Annotated in this window: 15 protein-coding genes; all 15 read left to right on the top strand. The window is 35.0% G+C overall.

Annotated elements, in window-relative coordinates; genetic code table 11:
• Nucleotides 1-60 precede the first annotated feature (60 nt).
• The 15 genes from HYQ40_03415 (at nucleotide 61) to HYQ40_03345 (ending at nucleotide 15,885) form a co-directional block, all read left to right on the top strand.
• Nucleotides 61-1,356, top strand: a complete 1,296-nt coding sequence (locus tag HYQ40_03415) for an alpha-amylase (GenBank protein MBZ6526811.1) — start codon at nucleotides 61-63, stop codon at nucleotides 1,354-1,356.
• A gap of 115 nt (nucleotides 1,357-1,471) precedes the next feature.
• Complete coding sequence (locus HYQ40_03410; protein MBZ6526810.1) at nucleotides 1,472-2,719, top strand: extracellular solute-binding protein; 1,248 nt, start codon at nucleotides 1,472-1,474, stop codon at nucleotides 2,717-2,719.
• Between the two features lie 87 nt (nucleotides 2,720-2,806).
• On the top strand, nucleotides 2,807-4,114 hold the full coding sequence (locus tag HYQ40_03405; GenBank protein ID MBZ6526809.1) for a sugar ABC transporter permease: 1,308 nt from the start codon (nucleotides 2,807-2,809) through the stop codon (nucleotides 4,112-4,114).
• A 2-nt stretch (nucleotides 4,115-4,116) separates the two neighbouring features.
• A complete protein-coding gene (locus HYQ40_03400; GenBank protein MBZ6526808.1) occupies nucleotides 4,117-4,965 on the top strand; it encodes a sugar ABC transporter permease in 849 nt (282 codons plus the stop codon).
• A 17-nt stretch (nucleotides 4,966-4,982) separates the two neighbouring features.
• Nucleotides 4,983-5,819, top strand: a complete 837-nt coding sequence (locus HYQ40_03395) for a hypothetical protein (protein ID MBZ6526807.1) — start codon at nucleotides 4,983-4,985, stop codon at nucleotides 5,817-5,819.
• A gap of 39 nt (nucleotides 5,820-5,858) precedes the next feature.
• Nucleotides 5,859-6,965 (top strand): sn-glycerol-3-phosphate ABC transporter ATP-binding protein UgpC, encoded by a 1,107-nt coding sequence (gene ugpC / locus HYQ40_03390; GenBank protein MBZ6526806.1) that lies wholly within the window; start codon nucleotides 5,859-5,861, stop codon nucleotides 6,963-6,965.
• A 203-nt stretch (nucleotides 6,966-7,168) separates the two neighbouring features.
• Entirely contained in the window at nucleotides 7,169-8,320 is a 1,152-nt protein-coding gene (gene nagA, locus HYQ40_03385) for an N-acetylglucosamine-6-phosphate deacetylase (protein MBZ6526805.1), read from the top strand.
• A 16-nt stretch (nucleotides 8,321-8,336) separates the two neighbouring features.
• Nucleotides 8,337-9,254 carry an aldo/keto reductase gene (locus tag HYQ40_03380; protein ID MBZ6526804.1) on the top strand — a complete coding sequence of 306 codons (918 nt, stop codon included), beginning with the start codon at nucleotides 8,337-8,339 and terminating at the stop codon, nucleotides 9,252-9,254.
• 70 nt (nucleotides 9,255-9,324) lie between these two features.
• Entirely contained in the window at nucleotides 9,325-9,825 is a 501-nt protein-coding gene (locus HYQ40_03375) for a PTS glucose transporter subunit IIA (GenBank protein MBZ6526803.1), read from the top strand.
• 128 nt (nucleotides 9,826-9,953) lie between these two features.
• Nucleotides 9,954-10,772, top strand: coding sequence for a metallophosphoesterase family protein (locus tag HYQ40_03370; protein ID MBZ6526802.1), 819 nt, complete (start codon nucleotides 9,954-9,956; stop codon nucleotides 10,770-10,772).
• Nucleotides 10,773-10,892: 120 nt separating this feature from the next.
• Nucleotides 10,893-11,603 (top strand): FadR family transcriptional regulator, encoded by a 711-nt coding sequence (locus HYQ40_03365; protein ID MBZ6526801.1) that lies wholly within the window; start codon nucleotides 10,893-10,895, stop codon nucleotides 11,601-11,603.
• A gap of 295 nt (nucleotides 11,604-11,898) precedes the next feature.
• Nucleotides 11,899-12,525 (top strand): bifunctional 4-hydroxy-2-oxoglutarate aldolase/2-dehydro-3-deoxy-phosphogluconate aldolase, encoded by a 627-nt coding sequence (eda, locus tag HYQ40_03360; GenBank protein MBZ6526800.1) that lies wholly within the window; start codon nucleotides 11,899-11,901, stop codon nucleotides 12,523-12,525.
• 11 nt (nucleotides 12,526-12,536) lie between these two features.
• Entirely contained in the window at nucleotides 12,537-13,937 is a 1,401-nt protein-coding gene (gene uxaC / locus HYQ40_03355; protein ID MBZ6526799.1) for a glucuronate isomerase, read from the top strand.
• Nucleotides 13,938-13,962: 25 nt separating this feature from the next.
• On the top strand, nucleotides 13,963-15,012 hold the full coding sequence (locus HYQ40_03350) for a mannonate dehydratase (protein MBZ6526798.1): 1,050 nt from the start codon (nucleotides 13,963-13,965) through the stop codon (nucleotides 15,010-15,012).
• Between the two features lie 30 nt (nucleotides 15,013-15,042).
• On the top strand, nucleotides 15,043-15,885 hold the full coding sequence (locus tag HYQ40_03345) for an SDR family oxidoreductase (protein MBZ6526797.1): 843 nt from the start codon (nucleotides 15,043-15,045) through the stop codon (nucleotides 15,883-15,885).
• Nucleotides 15,886-15,904 lie beyond the last annotated feature (19 nt).

Genomic DNA, 15,904 nt, shown 5'->3' with positions numbered 1-15,904 from the left:
AAAATGGGATTATTTATGTATGTTTTATGCAAACGTTTTACTTAAAGAAAGGAAGATTATATGGCAAAGCAAACGAGTGTAAACTTAAGAAAATCTGTAATATATAGTGTTTTCGTCCGTAATTTTACTGAAGAGGGAACATTTAATGCAGTTATACCAGAATTAGATAGACTTAAAGAATTAGGGACAGACATTGTCTGGTTTTTACCTATGTATCCGATTGGCGAAGTAAATCGTAAAGGTGCAGATGGGTCTCCATATGCAATTAAGGATTACCGAAGTGTTGATCCAAATTATGGAACAATAGAAGAATTCGAAACATTAATAGAGGAGATACACAATCGTGGGATGAAAGTGATGATAGATATAGTGTATAACCATACATCACCTGATTCAATTCTAACGAATGAACATCCTGACTGGTTTTATAAAACTGCAGAGGGAAATTTTGGAAACCGAGTAGGTGATTGGAGTGATATTGTCGATTTAGATTATAAACATCCTGATCTGTGGGATTATCAGATTGAGACACTAAAACAATGGGTTAAGCGGGGAGTAGATGGATTTAGATGCGATGTAGCTCCTTTAGTGCCCATAGAGTTTTGGCTTAGAGCACGTAAAGAAGTTGAAGAAGTGAATCCAGAAGTAATTTGGTTATCTGAATCAGTGCATCCTGAATTTATTCGTGAATTAAGATCACGCGATATGGTAGCTTTGAGTGATAGCGAGATTTATCAAGCATTCGACATGACTTATGATTATGATGTACACGATCATTTTGAGTCATATTTAGAAGGGAATATTGATCTTGAAGCATATGTGGAACGCCTTAAGGTACAAGATTACACTTACCCATGGAATTATGTAAAAATGCGAAACTTAGAAAATCATGATCATCTACGTATTAGACATCGTATACCAAAAGATAGTGAATTGATGCAATGGACAGCCTTTACTTTTATGCAAAAAGGTTCGTCACTCGTGTATAACGGACAAGAAGTCTTGGCAGAGATGACTCCAAGCTTGTTTGATCGAGATACAATTAATTGGGAAAGCGGCCATAATATAAGCGACTTTATTGCAAAGTTATCGCAAATAAAAAAAGAATATGTACCATTAGATGGCTTATATTCTCTTGAAGCAGACAATAAGACTAATACTATTATTTTAAACTATAAGAATGCTCAGCAGACGTTTGTCGGCGCCTTTAACTTAAAAGATTCAGAAGGTATGATTGATCTACCTGTACAAGATGGTGAGTATACTAATTATATCACTGATGAAAAAATTAATATAAAAGATGGGAAGATAGATATATCACATACACCTATTGTTTTCATTGCAAATAATTACTAAATATGAAAAAAATATGAATAGTTTATAAAAAAGGCTTGATTTATGCAAACGATTGCGATATTATGATGGTAGTTATTAAAACGTTTACACAAACGTAAAATTAGGAGGAAAATCAATGAAATTTGATTGGAAAAAAATTGTTACTGGCGCGACAACTGCTATCCTTGGGGCATCAGTAGCTGCAAGTGTGTTACTACCAGCACAAGAGGCATTAGCTCAAGAAGAGACTTTAATTATTTCAGCAGCAGGTCATTATGACTATGTTATTGAAAATATCGAAGAGTTCGAAGCTGAACATGGTGTAACAGTTGAAGTATGGGATACTGACATGTTTGAAGTTTTAGACGGCTTAGCATTAGATGGACCAGCAGGAACAGGAGCGGACGTAGTAATCGCACCATATGACAGAATCGGATCACTTGGTATGCAAGGTTTAATTCAACCTGTTACTTTAAATGAAGAAGCAGGATACAATGAGACAGATATGCAACAAGTAACAATGGATGGTCAAATATACGGAGCACCAACTGTTATTGAAACTTTAGTTATGTTCTATAATACTGAATTACTAGATGAGGCTCCTACGACATTCGAAGAATTAGAAGCCATTGGACAAGATGAGCGCTTCGCATTCGAAGGTGAAGAAGGACGTAACGTTGGATTCTTAACTAACTGGGTTGATTTCTATATGACTTATGGTTTATTAGCAGGTTACGGTGGGTATGTATTTGGTGAAGATGGAACAAATACTGAAGATATCGGACTTAATAATGAAGGTGCTATCGAAGCAATTGAATACGCAACTAATTGGTACCAAAATACCTGGCCACAAGGAATGTTAGATGTAACAAGTGCACAAGACTTTATTAACCAATCATTCATGGATGGAAGTACAGCAGCAGTGATTACTGGACCTTGGTCAGCGAATGACTTTAATAATTCAGGCGTACCTTACGCAGCAGCTAAAATTCCAACATTACCAAATGGTGAAGAGTATCAACCATTCGGTGGAGGGAAAGCATGGGCAATTTCAGCATTCACAGAAAAAACTGAATTAGCACAAGAGTTCTTAAACTGGGCAACAAGCGAAGAACAACAAACAGTAATGTACGAACGCTTAGGAGAAATCCCAGCAAACCAAGTAGCTCGTGAAGCTGCAGCACAATCAGACAGCGAGTTAACAGCAGCGGTAATTGAAGTGTATGAAAATGCAATTCCAATGCCAAATATTCCTCAAATGGCAGAAGTTTGGGTTGGAGCTGAAAGTTTAATGTTTGACGCAGCTTCAGGAACAAAATCTGCAGAAGAATCAGCAAATGATGCGGTAGAGTTAATCACGCAAACTATTCAACAAAATTATTAATACTTAAATTACTAACTATGTCTGGTTGGCCAACGCCAGCCAGATTTTTTAATCATTAGTTTGGGAAGTATTAGAGGAGGCTTTATTATGGAAGTGAAAAAAGAGTCAATTCGTAATGAAAATTTGGCAGCTGCCTTATCGATCATCCCAGGTGTAGGGCAATTATATAATCGACAAGTTATTAAAGGTATATTCTTTTTATTAGTAGCTATTTTATTCGTATACGAGTTAAATGTATTTGGTATCCAAGCCATTCAAGATTTAATTTCTCTTGGAGTTACACCAATGGAAGATCACTCATTATTTATGATGATCCGAGGGACATTACAAGTATTGGTCACAGTCATATTTCTATTCTTTTATGCATATAATATTTATGATGCTAAAAAAGTGGCGTCACATTGGAATACTGGAATTCATGTAAATAAGACTTTCAGTGAACTTTTCAATAATGTATATAAAAATGGTTTCCCGTATCTATTAATCGTACCAGCTTATCTGGCAATGATTTTTGCAATTATTTTCCCAGTGCTTGTTACAGTTTTCATGGCATTTATGGATTATAGTATTATGAATATGCCACCAGCGAAACTTCTAAACTGGGTTGGATTACAAAATTTTCTTAATATTTTTACATTGAGTACTTTCCGTGATGCATTTACGTCGGTATTCTCTTGGACAATTATTTGGACATTATGTGCTACAACTTTACAAATTGTTTTAGGTGTATTTACAGCCGTTATTGCGAATCAACCGTTTATTAAAGGTAAACGGATTTTCGGAGTTGTTTTCTTATTACCGTGGGCTGTGCCTGCGTTTATAACAATTATGTCATTCTCGAATATGTTTAATGATTCAATCGGTGCAATGAACACACAAGTTATTCCGTTTTTAAATAACTTTATTCCGTTTGTAGATATTGGTCGTATTGCTTGGAAAACTGATCCATATTGGACAAAAGTCGCGATTATAATGATTCAAGGTTGGCTCGGCTTCCCTTATATCTATGTAATGACAACGAGTATTTTACAAGCCATTCCTGCAGATTTGTATGAAGCAGCAAAAATTGATGGAGCAGGAGCCATTAGACGATTCAGAGATATTACAATGCCGACAGTACTGGCAGTTGCAGCGCCGGTATTCATTACACAATATACTGGAAACTTTAACAACTTCACAATGATTTATCTATTTAATGATGGTGGACCCGGTAGTGCTGGTGGTGGAGCAGGTCAGACAGATATTTTAATTTCTTGGATATTCAAATTGACAACCAATAATTCACCACAATATTCACTGGCTGCAGCATTAACAATCATTGTCTCGTTTATTGTTATTGGAGTATCCCTTATCGTATTCAAACGAACAAATGCTTTCAATATGGAGGATGAATAATTATGAAAAAGAAAGGTTCAGCGAAAACAAAACGTTTAATCGGCCAATTCTTTACGTATCTATTTATGATAGTGTTGTCAATAATTATCATTTATCCATTACTAGTTACAGCAAGTTCAGCATTTCAGTCTGGAAATGTTACTTCCTTTAGTTTGGACTTATCAAGTGAATGGACACTTGATAATTTTAGAAGACTATTCGAAGAGACAATGTATGGGAGATGGTATGGTAACACATTAATCATAGCGACTACGACAATGGTAGCTCAAGTAACTATAGTTACTTTAGCAGGTTATGCATATAGTCGTTATCGTTTTATGGGACGAAAAAATAGTTTAGTGATGTTTTTAATTATACAAATGGTTCCAACAACTGCAGCGTTAACTGCCTTTTTCGTTATGGCTTTCTTATTGAATGCTATTAATGAATTTTGGTTCTTATCTTTCCTTTATATTGGTGGAGGTATTCCTATGAATACTTATTTAATGAAAGGATATTTCGATACTGTGCCTTATGATTTGGATGAATCAGCGAAAATTGATGGAGCAGGACATATCAGAACATTCTGGGAGATTGTTACTCCATTAGTAAGACCAATGATTGCAGTGCAAGCATTGTGGGCGTTCATGGGACCTTTTGGGGACTTTATGTTAGCTAGATTCTTATTACGTAGTCAAGATTCGTATACAGTAGCGGTAGGATTACAAACATTTATTAATGACCCAAGAAATCAGAGTGTATCACTATTTGCTGCAGGAGCAATCTTAATTGCAGTACCTATATCAATTCTATTCTTTATGTTACAAAAGAATTTTGTATCAGGATTGACTAGTGGTGGTACAAAAGGTTAGATAAGGAAGGTTTTTATATGGCACAAGTATTTCCAATTAATTATTTTATAACTGCATTTTCGGCAGTCAAGAGTTTCACACATAGAAATTACTTAAAGCATTGGCAAAAAGTCATTGTTATTATTCTACTCAATTCTTTAATGATGATTCCTTTATCATTACAATTGGGGAGAACGACAAGTGCAGACTTAACAAACTATGTGCCAAAAGCAATGAATTTTATCGATGAATCTGTTGTGCAAGAATTAAACAGTCTTGATAACAATGAATCAAAATTGATTATTACTGAAGAAAAAATCATCAAAGAAAATAATGAACTCATTATTGCATCGGCTCCGACGCAAGAAGAAGCTGAAAAACACTTGCATGAACGAGGAGGTATTATCTATACTCCAGATCAATATATTCTGGGCGAGGATGACTCTCTCTTTTATCAACCTTATACAGGTGATGTATTAATGAATGAAATAGATGATGTATTGAGTTTGAAAGAACTTATGTCACAACAATGGTTCTGGAGTAATCGTACATCAATTGTATTAACAAATTATATTCAATTAAATGTTCTAATTACAACAAGTTTGATATTATTAGTATTAGGATCAAGTTTCTTTCTATCATTAATGAAAAAAAATGACTTGTTCGATATTAAATCATTCAATGAAGCTTTAACAATCGTTTTAAATAGTCTTGGCTTACCGACATTGATAGCAATGTTTATTGGCTTAATCAGTGGGAATCCAATAATGATGTTGACAACACAAGGACTATTATTCGTACTCATGTTAATATGGATTTATTGGAAGACACATTTTAACGATAATTATGTGATGATTAAACAACATAATAATTAATTGATTGCTACTACCAAAAAGTAAAGGAGCTATACTATAATGGTTAAAATAAATTTAAATAATATTCACAAACAATACCCAGGTAATGATACTTACTCAGTTTCTGATTTTAATTTAGAGATTGATGATAGAGAGTTTATCGTATTTGTTGGTCCTTCAGGATGTGGTAAATCGACTACACTAAGAATGATAGCAGGACTTGAAGATATATCAAAAGGTGAGCTTGTTATTGATGATGAAGTGATGAACGATGTTGAACCAAAAGATAGAAATATCGCAATGGTATTTCAAAATTATGCACTTTATCCACATATGACTGTATATGATAATATGGCTTATGGTTTAAAATTACGTAAGTATTCGAAAGATGAAATAAAGAAACGTGTAGAATCAGCTGCTGAAACATTAGGTTTAACAGAATTTCTAGAACGTAAGCCAGCTGCTTTGTCAGGTGGTCAAAGACAACGTGTTGCGCTTGGGCGAGCGATTGTACGTGACGCAAAAGTATTCTTAATGGATGAGCCTTTATCTAACTTGGATGCAAAATTACGTGTTCAGATGCGTACGGAAATCGCAAGGTTACATAATTCTTTAAAAACAACGACAATTTATGTGACACATGATCAGACGGAAGCAATGACATTAGCTACACGAATTGTCATTATGGATAGAGGGATTATTCAACAAATTGGTTCACCTAGAGAGGTATATGATCACCCAGTTAATATGTTTGTGGCTGGATTCATGGGTTCTCCAGCAATGAACTTCTTTAATGTAACGTATTCAAATGGACGCATTACTGATGGAAAAGCGATTGACGTAGCAGTGTACGAACCCGCACGCCGTCTGCTCGACGAAAAAGGATATGAAGGTAAAGAGGTTGTCTTCGGTATTCGTCCAGAAGACATTAATGCCGAGCAAGTGGCTTTAGACTTACATGCAAATGCTCGAGTTAATGCAGAGGTTATTGTCTCTGAATTAATGGGATCTGAGACAATGCTCCATTCAAAAGTGGGAGAAACAACATTTGTAGCACGTGTTGATGCACGTGATACTCATGGAGTAGGAGAACAAGTAGAATTAGCTTTTAATATGAATAAAGGTCACTTCTTTGACTTAGATACTGAAGAAGTGATTAAAAAATAAAAAATCATCCGTTGAAGTAATAATTGACTCTAACCAAAGTTGTCATTAACTTACAAATTCAACGGGTGTTTTTTTTGAAAGTATTATAAAATTTAATTTATTTTATCAAAAAGTAGGAAACTTTTTTTATAATGAAGGCATTTTCAATGGAAAAAATGGTATGATAATCTTATAAGTAAATTGAAAAGAGAAGAGTGAATTGAATGACACAATATATACATGCTAAGAAGATTGTCTTAACTGATGAAGTGATTGAAAATGGCTATTTAGCTATTGAAAATGGTAAATTCAAAGGGGTAACTTTGGATAAACCAACTGAGGGAGATATCTTGGATTATTCTGAGGATACAATTGCTCCAGGACTCGTAGATACTCATATACATGGATACGTTGGGCACGATGTCATGGATAATAACTTTAAAGGAATTCAAGAGATATCTACTGCACTACTGGCGTGTGGAGTAACATCTTGGTTACCAACAACATTAACGGCTCCTACTGTACAATTAGACGAAGTGTGTCAGACAATTGGAGATAATTACCAAGATGTTGATGGGGCAAAGATACGAGGAATATTTTTAGAAGGACCATTCTTTACTGAGAAGTACAAAGGAGCACAAAATCTAGCTTACATGAGTGATCCATCAATAGATAAATTAAAACGTTGGAGTGAGTTATCAAATAACTTAGTCAAAAAAATTGCCATTGCACCTGAGCGAGAGGGAGTTAAAGAGTTTATCAAGTATGCGAATTCTATTGGGGTAAAAACAGCATTAGCTCATAGTGATGCAAGCTATGAAGAAGCAAAGGATGCAGTTGAAGCGGGCGCAAATATTTTCATCCATACATTTAATGGGATGAGTGGACTTCATCATCGTAATCCAGGAATGGTTGGTGCTGCTCTTGGATTAGATGATGTGTATGCTGAATTAATAAGCGATGGCCATCATGTACACCCGGGAGCTGCTCAAGTTGTAGTTAAAGCACGTGGTGCGAAAGAAACTGTGTTAGTGACGGATTGTATGCGAGCTGGTGGTTTAGGCGATGGTCAGTCTATATTAGGAGAACTCGAAGTCATAGTAAAAGACGGACAAGCAAGATTGAAAGAAGGTGGCAATCTAGCAGGTTCTGTCCTTAAATTGAATGAAAGTGTACGTAATATGTTTGAATGGGGTATTGTGTCTCAAGCTGATGCCTTGAGAATGGCTTCGTATTCACCTGCGAGATCAGTAAACATCGACAATGTTTGTGGACAAATACAAGAAGGAATGGATGCAGACTTTATTGTTGTTGATGATAAGTTAGAGTTAAAAGCAACATTCTTAAATGGAGAACTTAAATATAATAAACAATGATAGAGGCGGCTTATATATGGAAAAAATTAAGATTGGATCATCACAACTATCTACTAGTCAATTAGGGCTAGGTTGCATGCGAATGGCTAGTGAATCACTAGATAAAGCAGTTAAAGTGATTGATACGGCATACGAACAGGGAATAACACTTTTTGATCATGCGGATATTTACGGAAAAGGACAATCAGAGAAAATATTTGCAAAAGCTTTAAAAGAAACAAATATAAAGCGAGATGAGATTGTGTTGCAATCTAAGGTAGGTATTCGAGATGGATTCTTTGATTTCTCAAAAGAGCATATTATTAATGCGACTGATGGAATCTTGGAACGCTTAGATGTAGAATATCTCGATATGTTATTACTTCATAGGCCAGATACTTTAATGGATCCTGAAGAAGTTGCTGAAGCATTTGAAGCTTTATATATTAGTGGAAAAGTAAGATACTTTGGTGTATCGAATCAAAATCCAGGTCAAATAGAACTGCTTCAGAAATACTTAAGCAGGCCGTTAATCGCAAACCAATTGCAATTTGGTCCAGCGCATACGCCAATGATTGACGCTGGTTTTAATGTAAATATGACGAATAATTTGTCTGTAAATCACGATGGAGGGATACTTGAATATTGTCGATTGAATAATATAACGATTCAATCTTGGTCACCATACCAAGTGTCATTAAGTGAAGGGCTGTTTATTAACCACCCAGACTTCCAAGAAATGACTAAAACGATTGAAAACTTAGCAGAACATTATAAAGTATCAGTCGAAGCCATTGTGATTGCTTGGATTAATCGTCACCCTGCTAAGATTCAAACTATAGTGGGCTCTATGTCTCCAAATCGTATCAAGTTAATGGCTGAAGCTTTCTCAGTTCAATTAAGTAGAGAAGAATGGTATGATGTTTATAGAAGTGGTGGCAGAGAACTCCCATAAGGGATATCATTTTGTAATATACAAGTTTAAGATTATAATTAATTAGAAAAATAAATTGGAGGTATGACACATGTTTGATTTTTTTAAGAAAAAAGATAAAAAAGAAGTTATTAAAGAAGTAAATGTCTATGCAATGTGTGATGGTGAATTTGTAAGTATTGAAGAAGTACAAGATGAAGTATTCGCCCAAAAAATGATGGGTGACGGCTTTGCTATTAGACCTACAAGTGGTGCAATGAATTCACCAGTTGAGGGTCAAGTAGATAACATTTTCCCTACAAAACACGCTGTTAGTTTTACAGTTGGTGAATTAGAAATTCTATTACACATGGGAATTGACACGGTTTCGTTAGAAGGGAAGCCATTTACAATCCACGTGAATGAGAATACTAAAGTATCTACAAGCGATAATATTGCTGATGTTAATTTAGCAGAGCTTGAAGAAAATGGTAAAGATAAAGATATGATTATCGTATTTACTAATGGTACTGAAGTGATTGAGAACATTGATTTCAAAGCAAGTGGTGCTGTTAAACAAGGCGATTTAGTCGCTACAATCACTTTAAAGTAAACTAAATAATTAAATTAAAACGGTTATTTGTTAGTTTTAAATGTAGCTCCTAACGTAGCTCATTTGCAATGAACATTAATCGTTTTTTTATATTCACTACTATATTATAAATTAATGGAGGGGAAAATATGAACGTTGGGTTTATCTCTGATTTACATGTTGATAATTTTAAATACGAGGTAGCGGACTATTTGAAAGTGGCTACAGAAATAATTAATAATAATCAATTAGATATGTTCGTAATTGGCGGAGACATAGGCAATAGTTATGAAACAACTACGGAATTTGTCGAAAAACTACAAAAATTATCGAATATAGATGTTTATTTTATTCCAGGAAATCATGATTTGTGGGATAGACAATCTGATAAAGCAAACATTGACACAATATCTATCTATAATAAGTATAAAAATCATCCTCAATGTTTAATTGAATCGCCTCTCATGTTAAACAATCACGTTGGACTTGTTGGTCATACTGCTTGGTACAACTATGTAAAATATAATGATGAGAAATTTACATTGGAAGAAATAAAAAAAGGTAAGTATAAAGGAGTCACTTGGCAGGATAAAAAATATATTCACTGGCCTGAAGGAGACCGTGAGATGTCGAGACGGTTTGCAAAGATAATAGAAAGTGATATTCAAAAATTAAACGCAAAAGAATATATTTTAGTCACTCATATGATAACAATACCAGAGTTTACAATGCCCCTGCCACACCGAGTATTCGACTTTTTTAATGCGTACATCGCAACAGATGATTTAGCGTACTTATATGAAAAATACCCGATTAGAGAAAGTGTAATGGGACATGTTCATTTTAGAGGCAAAGTAGAAAGAGATAATACAGTCTTCCTAACGAATTCTTTAGGATACGTAAAAGAATGGCGATCTAATGATATGCATAGTGAAATGAATGATGCATTAGTCGTTATCAAAGTATAAAAGTTACCACATATATTTTGTTCTTTCGTTATTTAACGTAATCAGCTTGAAAGCATTTGCAAACAATGCAAAAAAGTGTAGAATTATATATGAAACATCAGATGATATGGAGGCAAGAAAATGGAAGGGCAAGCAAAGTCGCTAATTGAACAAACAAGCGAAGCAATATTAAATTATATTATTACAAACAACTTAGCCACTGGGGACAAACTACCGAATGAGTATAAATTGGCCGAGGAAGTTAATGTAGGGCGAAGTACACTAAGAGAAGCAGTACGCACTCTAGTTTCACGAAATATATTGGAAGTAAGACAAGGGTCTGGAACTTATGTTAGTGAGAATACGGGTATTGTCGATGATCCTCTTGGATTCAGCTTTGTAAAGGACACATTAAAATTAACCGAAGATTTATTTGAAATAAGATATCTTTTAGAGCCACGTGTTGCAGGACTAGCAGCTACTAATGCAACAGAAGAACAAATTCAAGAGTTAGACAGAATCCGTCTTGATATAGAAGAGAAGATGGGGACATTCAGTGATGAACATTTTGAAAAAGATATTGAGTTTCACAAGTTAGTATCTGAAATGAGTGGAAACGTCGCAATGTCAAATATCGTTCCAGTCATTAATCAATCGATCTCACTTTATAATGACTATTATACAAGTGATCATATTAAGGATGAGACAGTGGTGTCACATAGAGAAATTGTTGATGCGATTAGAAATCGTGATCCAATTCTAGCTGAAGACGTTATGCGTATTCATATAGTAACGAACCGTCGAAGTTTAGCTCAGAATAAGAAAAGACATCTTGAGCAAAATAAAAAATAAAAAAACTTGAAAAACAACATTTTAGAATGCTGTTTTTCAAGTTTTTTACTTTCAAGAGAGTATACCGTTATATATATAGTTCTACTTGTGTTAAAATGAAACCGAATACAATGTGTCTTTGTCAGATTTTAATATGGAAATCGTCAGATTATTTTTTTGAAAAAAATGGCTATTTGTTTGTTTTTAAAAATATAAGGAGGAAAAACTATTTTGAAAACGTTTATCTTTTGTGTTGACGCAGAAAAAAATACCAAGTATAATAAAGTCATCAGATGATTTAATAAGGAGGAACAAAATGAGTAACGTCCTAGAAACATTGAAAAAGAATTATATCTTTGCCGTAGTACGCGGAAAAGATGAAACTGCAGGTTATGAAATTTGTAAAGCTGCTGTCGAGGGTGGAATCAAGAATCTAGAGGTAACATTTAGTACGCCAAACGCTGAAAAAGTTATGAGTGACTTAGTTGAGTTTTATAAAGAAGACGAAACAGTTGTAGTAGGTGCAGGTACAGTTATGACTCTTGAACTAGCAGAGAAAGCTAAAGCTGCTGGAGCACAATTCTTAGTGAGTCCACATTTTGATGCAGAAATCGCAAAATATGCTGTAGATAACGACCTTGATTACATGCCAGGTTGTGCAACTGCAACTGAAATTGTAACTGCAATGAATGCAGGATGTAAAATTATTAAATTATTCCCTGGTGGACAATTAGGTGCTGGATTTATTAAAGATATTCATGGTCCAATTCCAGAAGTACAATTAATGCCTTCAGGTGGAGTTTCACTAGATAACATCAAAGAATGGGCTGACAAAGGTGCCATTTCAGTTGGTGTTGGTAGCGCGTTAAGTAAAGATGTAGATACAAAAGGCTATGAAAGTGTAACAGATATAGCAAGACAATTTGTCAATGCTTTAAAATAAGGAGTGGGATTGTGAGTTTTAACGATAAAAATTTCATGCTAGACAATGAAGCTAGTAAGAAGTTGTATGAAGTTGCTAAAGAACAACCAATTTTTGACTATCACTGTCACTTAGATCCACAAGAAGTCTTTGAAGATAAGCCTTTCGAAGATATTGTTGATGTGTGGTTAGGTGGAGACCATTATAAATGGCGTTTAATGCGTGCAAATGGTGTAGCAGAAAAATTCATTACTGGTGATGCGTCGAATAAAGAGAAGTTCAAAGCATTTGCTGAGACTATTGAATTCGCTGTAGGACATCCAGTATTCCACTGGTCTCATCTTGAGATGCGTGATGCATTTGGTATAGATGAGTACTTAACAAGTGAGAATTGGGAACGTATCTATAATGAATTAAATGATTATATCAAACGTGAAGAATTGAGTCCTCGTAAATTAATCGCTCGTTCAAACGTTAAATTTATTGGAACAACAGACCATCCATTAGATACGCTAGAATGGCATGCGAAGATTAAAGCAGATGAAAACTTTGATGTAGAAGTAGCTCCAACATTCCGTCCTGACGAAGCATTTATAAACCATGCAAACTTTGCAGGGTTTGTTGACCGCTTGAAAGACGAAGCTGGCGCAACTATTACAGATTTCAACTCATTTGTTTCAGCAATGGAAGAACGTATTGCTCACTTTGTGGCTAATGGAGCGAAAGCAACAGACATCAGCTTTGGTGAGATTGTATATCGTGAAGCTGAAGTATCTGAATTAGATGAGATGTTTGATAAAGCTATGAACGGTAAAGATTTAACACAAGCAGAGGAAGAAGCTTGGCAAACAGAAGTATTTGTTGAACTTAGCCGTCTATATAAAGAAAATAATTTAGTATCACAAGTACACTTTGGTGCAATTCGTAATAATAATACGAAATATTCAAGTCAAATTGGACCAGATGCTGGATTCGATTCAATTGATGATCAAGTAGATTTAGGTAAAAACTTAAATGCTCTTCTAGATCGCTTAGCACGTGAAGATAAGTTACCAAAGATGATTTGGTATAACTTGAACCCTGCTTACAACTTCATTCTTGCGAATACGTTGCAAAACTATCAAGCAAATGAAGAAGGAATCAAAAACTATATGCAGTTTGGTGCTGCATGGTGGTTTGGTGATACTAAACTAGGTATGATCAACCAAATGAACGCTTTAGCTGATAGTGGTATGTTAGCAAACTTCTTAGGTATGTTAACAGATTCGAGAAGTTTCTTATCTTACCAAAGACATGACTACTTCCGTCGTATCTTAGCTACTTACCTTGGTGAGTGGGTTGAAAGCGAAGAAATTCCAAATGATGATCATTTATTGACAACATTAATGGAAAACATTAGTTACAAAAATGCATACAATTATTTCAATAATTAATATTAAATAGGAGAGTGTATAAATTATGAAAATGACTTTTAGATGGTATGGAGAAGATGATCCAGTTAAATTAGAAGAAATTCGCCAAATTCCTGGTATGAAAGGAATTGTTTCAGCGATTTATGATGTGCCAGTAGGAGAAGTTTGGTCAAGAGATCGTATTAAACAATTAAAGAACACTGTAGAAGCAGCTGGATTAGAATTATCAGTTATTGAAAGTGTTCCAGTTCACGAAGATATCAAATTAGGTAAACCTTCACGTGATAAATTAATTGCTAACTATAAAGAAACTATTCGTAACTTAGGTGCAGAAGGTGTAAACACTGTATGTTATAACTTCATGCCAGTATTTGACTGGACGCGTACTGACTTAGCATATGAACTTGAAGATGGTTCAAATGCTTTAATCTTTGATGAAGAAGTAGCATCAAAAATGGACCCAGTGAATGGAGAACTATCGTTACCAGGTTGGGACTCAAGCTACACTAAAGAAGAAATGAAAAACATCATGGATGAGTATGCTAAAGTTGACAACGAACAATTATGGGCTAACTTAGAGTACTTCATTAAAGAAATTATCCCTGCAGCTGAGGAAGCTGATGTACTGATGGCAATTCACCCTGATGACCCACCTTACTCTATCTTTGGCTTACCACGTATCATTACTGGTCAAGATGCTGTTGAGCGTTTCATTAAATTATATGACAGCAAAAACAACGGAATTACAATGTGTGTTGGTTCATATGCATCAGATCCAGCTAACGACACAATTGGCATTTTACGTTACGCATTAGAAGCAGACCGCGTTAACTTTATGCATGCTCGTAATATTAAATTAACTGGTCAAGGTAAATCATTCGAAGAATCAGCTCACCCAAGTGAGTATGGATCGATTGACATGTATGAAGTTGTTAAAGCTTTACATGACCATAACTTTGAAGGTGCAATCCGTCCTGACCACGGTCGTATGATTTGGGGAGAGACTGGACGCGCTGGTTACGGACTATATGACCGTGCTCTAGGAGCAACTTACTTACACGGTTTATGGGAAGCTGTAGACAAAGACGCTAAATAATACATTCAATTCAAAAGGAGATTTTTAAAAATGGCAATGGAAATTAATTTTACTGATAAAGTTGTAGTAGTTACTGGTGCAGGTGGAGTTATCTGTGCTGAGTTAGCAAAAGAATTCGCTAAAGCTGGAGCAAAAGTTGCTTTATTAGACTTAAACTTAGATGCAGCACAAGCATATGCTGACGAAATCACTGAAGCTGGTGGCGTTGCTAAAGCATATAAAGCTAACGTATTAGATAAAGAAGCTTTAGAAGGCGTTCGTGAGCAAGTTAACGCTGACTTAGGTAAAACTGATATTTTAGTAAATGGTGCTGGAGGAAATAGTCCTAAAGCAACAACTGATAACGAATTCCACGAAACAGACTTACCAGAAGATACTAAATCATTCTTTGACTTAGATACTGGTGGAATTGAATTTGTATTCAACTTAAACTATTTAGGTACTTTATTACCAACTCAAGTTTTTGCACAAGATATGGTTGGACGTGAAGGTGCGAACATCATCAACATCGCAAGTATGAACGCATTTACACCATTAACAAAAATTCCTGCATACTCTGGAGCAAAAGCTGCTATCGCAAACTTTACTCAATGGTTAGCAGTTCACTTTTCACACGTTGGAATCCGTTGTAATGCAATTGCACCAGGATTCTTAGTAACACATCAAAACGTTGATTTAATGTTCGAAGAAGATCACGAAACATTAAAACCTCGTGGACAAAAAATCATTAACAATACTCCAATGGGGCGTTTCGGTGAAGCAAGCGAATTAGTTGGTGGTACATTCTTCTTAGCATCAGAAGAAATGTCAAGTTTTGTTAACGGTGTTGTTTTACCAATCGATGGTGGATTCAACGCTTACTCGGGTGTTTAATTCTAACTAAATTCATAAG

The organism is Aerococcaceae bacterium DSM 111021, assembly GCA_020112395.1.
Classification (GTDB): Bacteria; Bacillota; Bacilli; order Lactobacillales; family Aerococcaceae; genus Ruoffia.
Note: the sequence above shows the minus strand (reverse complement) of the source record. Positions and strands in the feature narration are given on the sequence as shown.

What these genes read in the sequence shown, in the direction of transcription:
- HYQ40_03415 (MBZ6526811.1), top strand. Translation starts at nt 61, where the DNA reads ATGGCAAAGCAAACGAGTGTAAACTTAAGAAAATCTGTAATATATAGT.
- HYQ40_03410 (MBZ6526810.1), top strand. Translation starts at nt 1,472, where the DNA reads ATGAAATTTGATTGGAAAAAAATTGTTACTGGCGCGACAACTGCTATC.
- HYQ40_03405 (MBZ6526809.1), top strand. Translation starts at nt 2,807, where the DNA reads ATGGAAGTGAAAAAAGAGTCAATTCGTAATGAAAATTTGGCAGCTGCC.
- HYQ40_03400 (MBZ6526808.1), top strand. Translation starts at nt 4,117, where the DNA reads ATGAAAAAGAAAGGTTCAGCGAAAACAAAACGTTTAATCGGCCAATTC.
- HYQ40_03395 (MBZ6526807.1), top strand. Translation starts at nt 4,983, where the DNA reads ATGGCACAAGTATTTCCAATTAATTATTTTATAACTGCATTTTCGGCA.
- ugpC (MBZ6526806.1), top strand. Translation starts at nt 5,859, where the DNA reads ATGGTTAAAATAAATTTAAATAATATTCACAAACAATACCCAGGTAAT.
- nagA (MBZ6526805.1), top strand. Translation starts at nt 7,169, where the DNA reads ATGACACAATATATACATGCTAAGAAGATTGTCTTAACTGATGAAGTG.
- HYQ40_03380 (MBZ6526804.1), top strand. Translation starts at nt 8,337, where the DNA reads ATGGAAAAAATTAAGATTGGATCATCACAACTATCTACTAGTCAATTA.
- HYQ40_03375 (MBZ6526803.1), top strand. Translation starts at nt 9,325, where the DNA reads ATGTTTGATTTTTTTAAGAAAAAAGATAAAAAAGAAGTTATTAAAGAA.
- HYQ40_03370 (MBZ6526802.1), top strand. Translation starts at nt 9,954, where the DNA reads ATGAACGTTGGGTTTATCTCTGATTTACATGTTGATAATTTTAAATAC.
- HYQ40_03365 (MBZ6526801.1), top strand. Translation starts at nt 10,893, where the DNA reads ATGGAAGGGCAAGCAAAGTCGCTAATTGAACAAACAAGCGAAGCAATA.
- eda (MBZ6526800.1), top strand. Translation starts at nt 11,899, where the DNA reads ATGAGTAACGTCCTAGAAACATTGAAAAAGAATTATATCTTTGCCGTA.
- HYQ40_03350 (MBZ6526798.1), top strand. Translation starts at nt 13,963, where the DNA reads ATGAAAATGACTTTTAGATGGTATGGAGAAGATGATCCAGTTAAATTA.
- HYQ40_03345 (MBZ6526797.1), top strand. Translation starts at nt 15,043, where the DNA reads ATGGCAATGGAAATTAATTTTACTGATAAAGTTGTAGTAGTTACTGGT.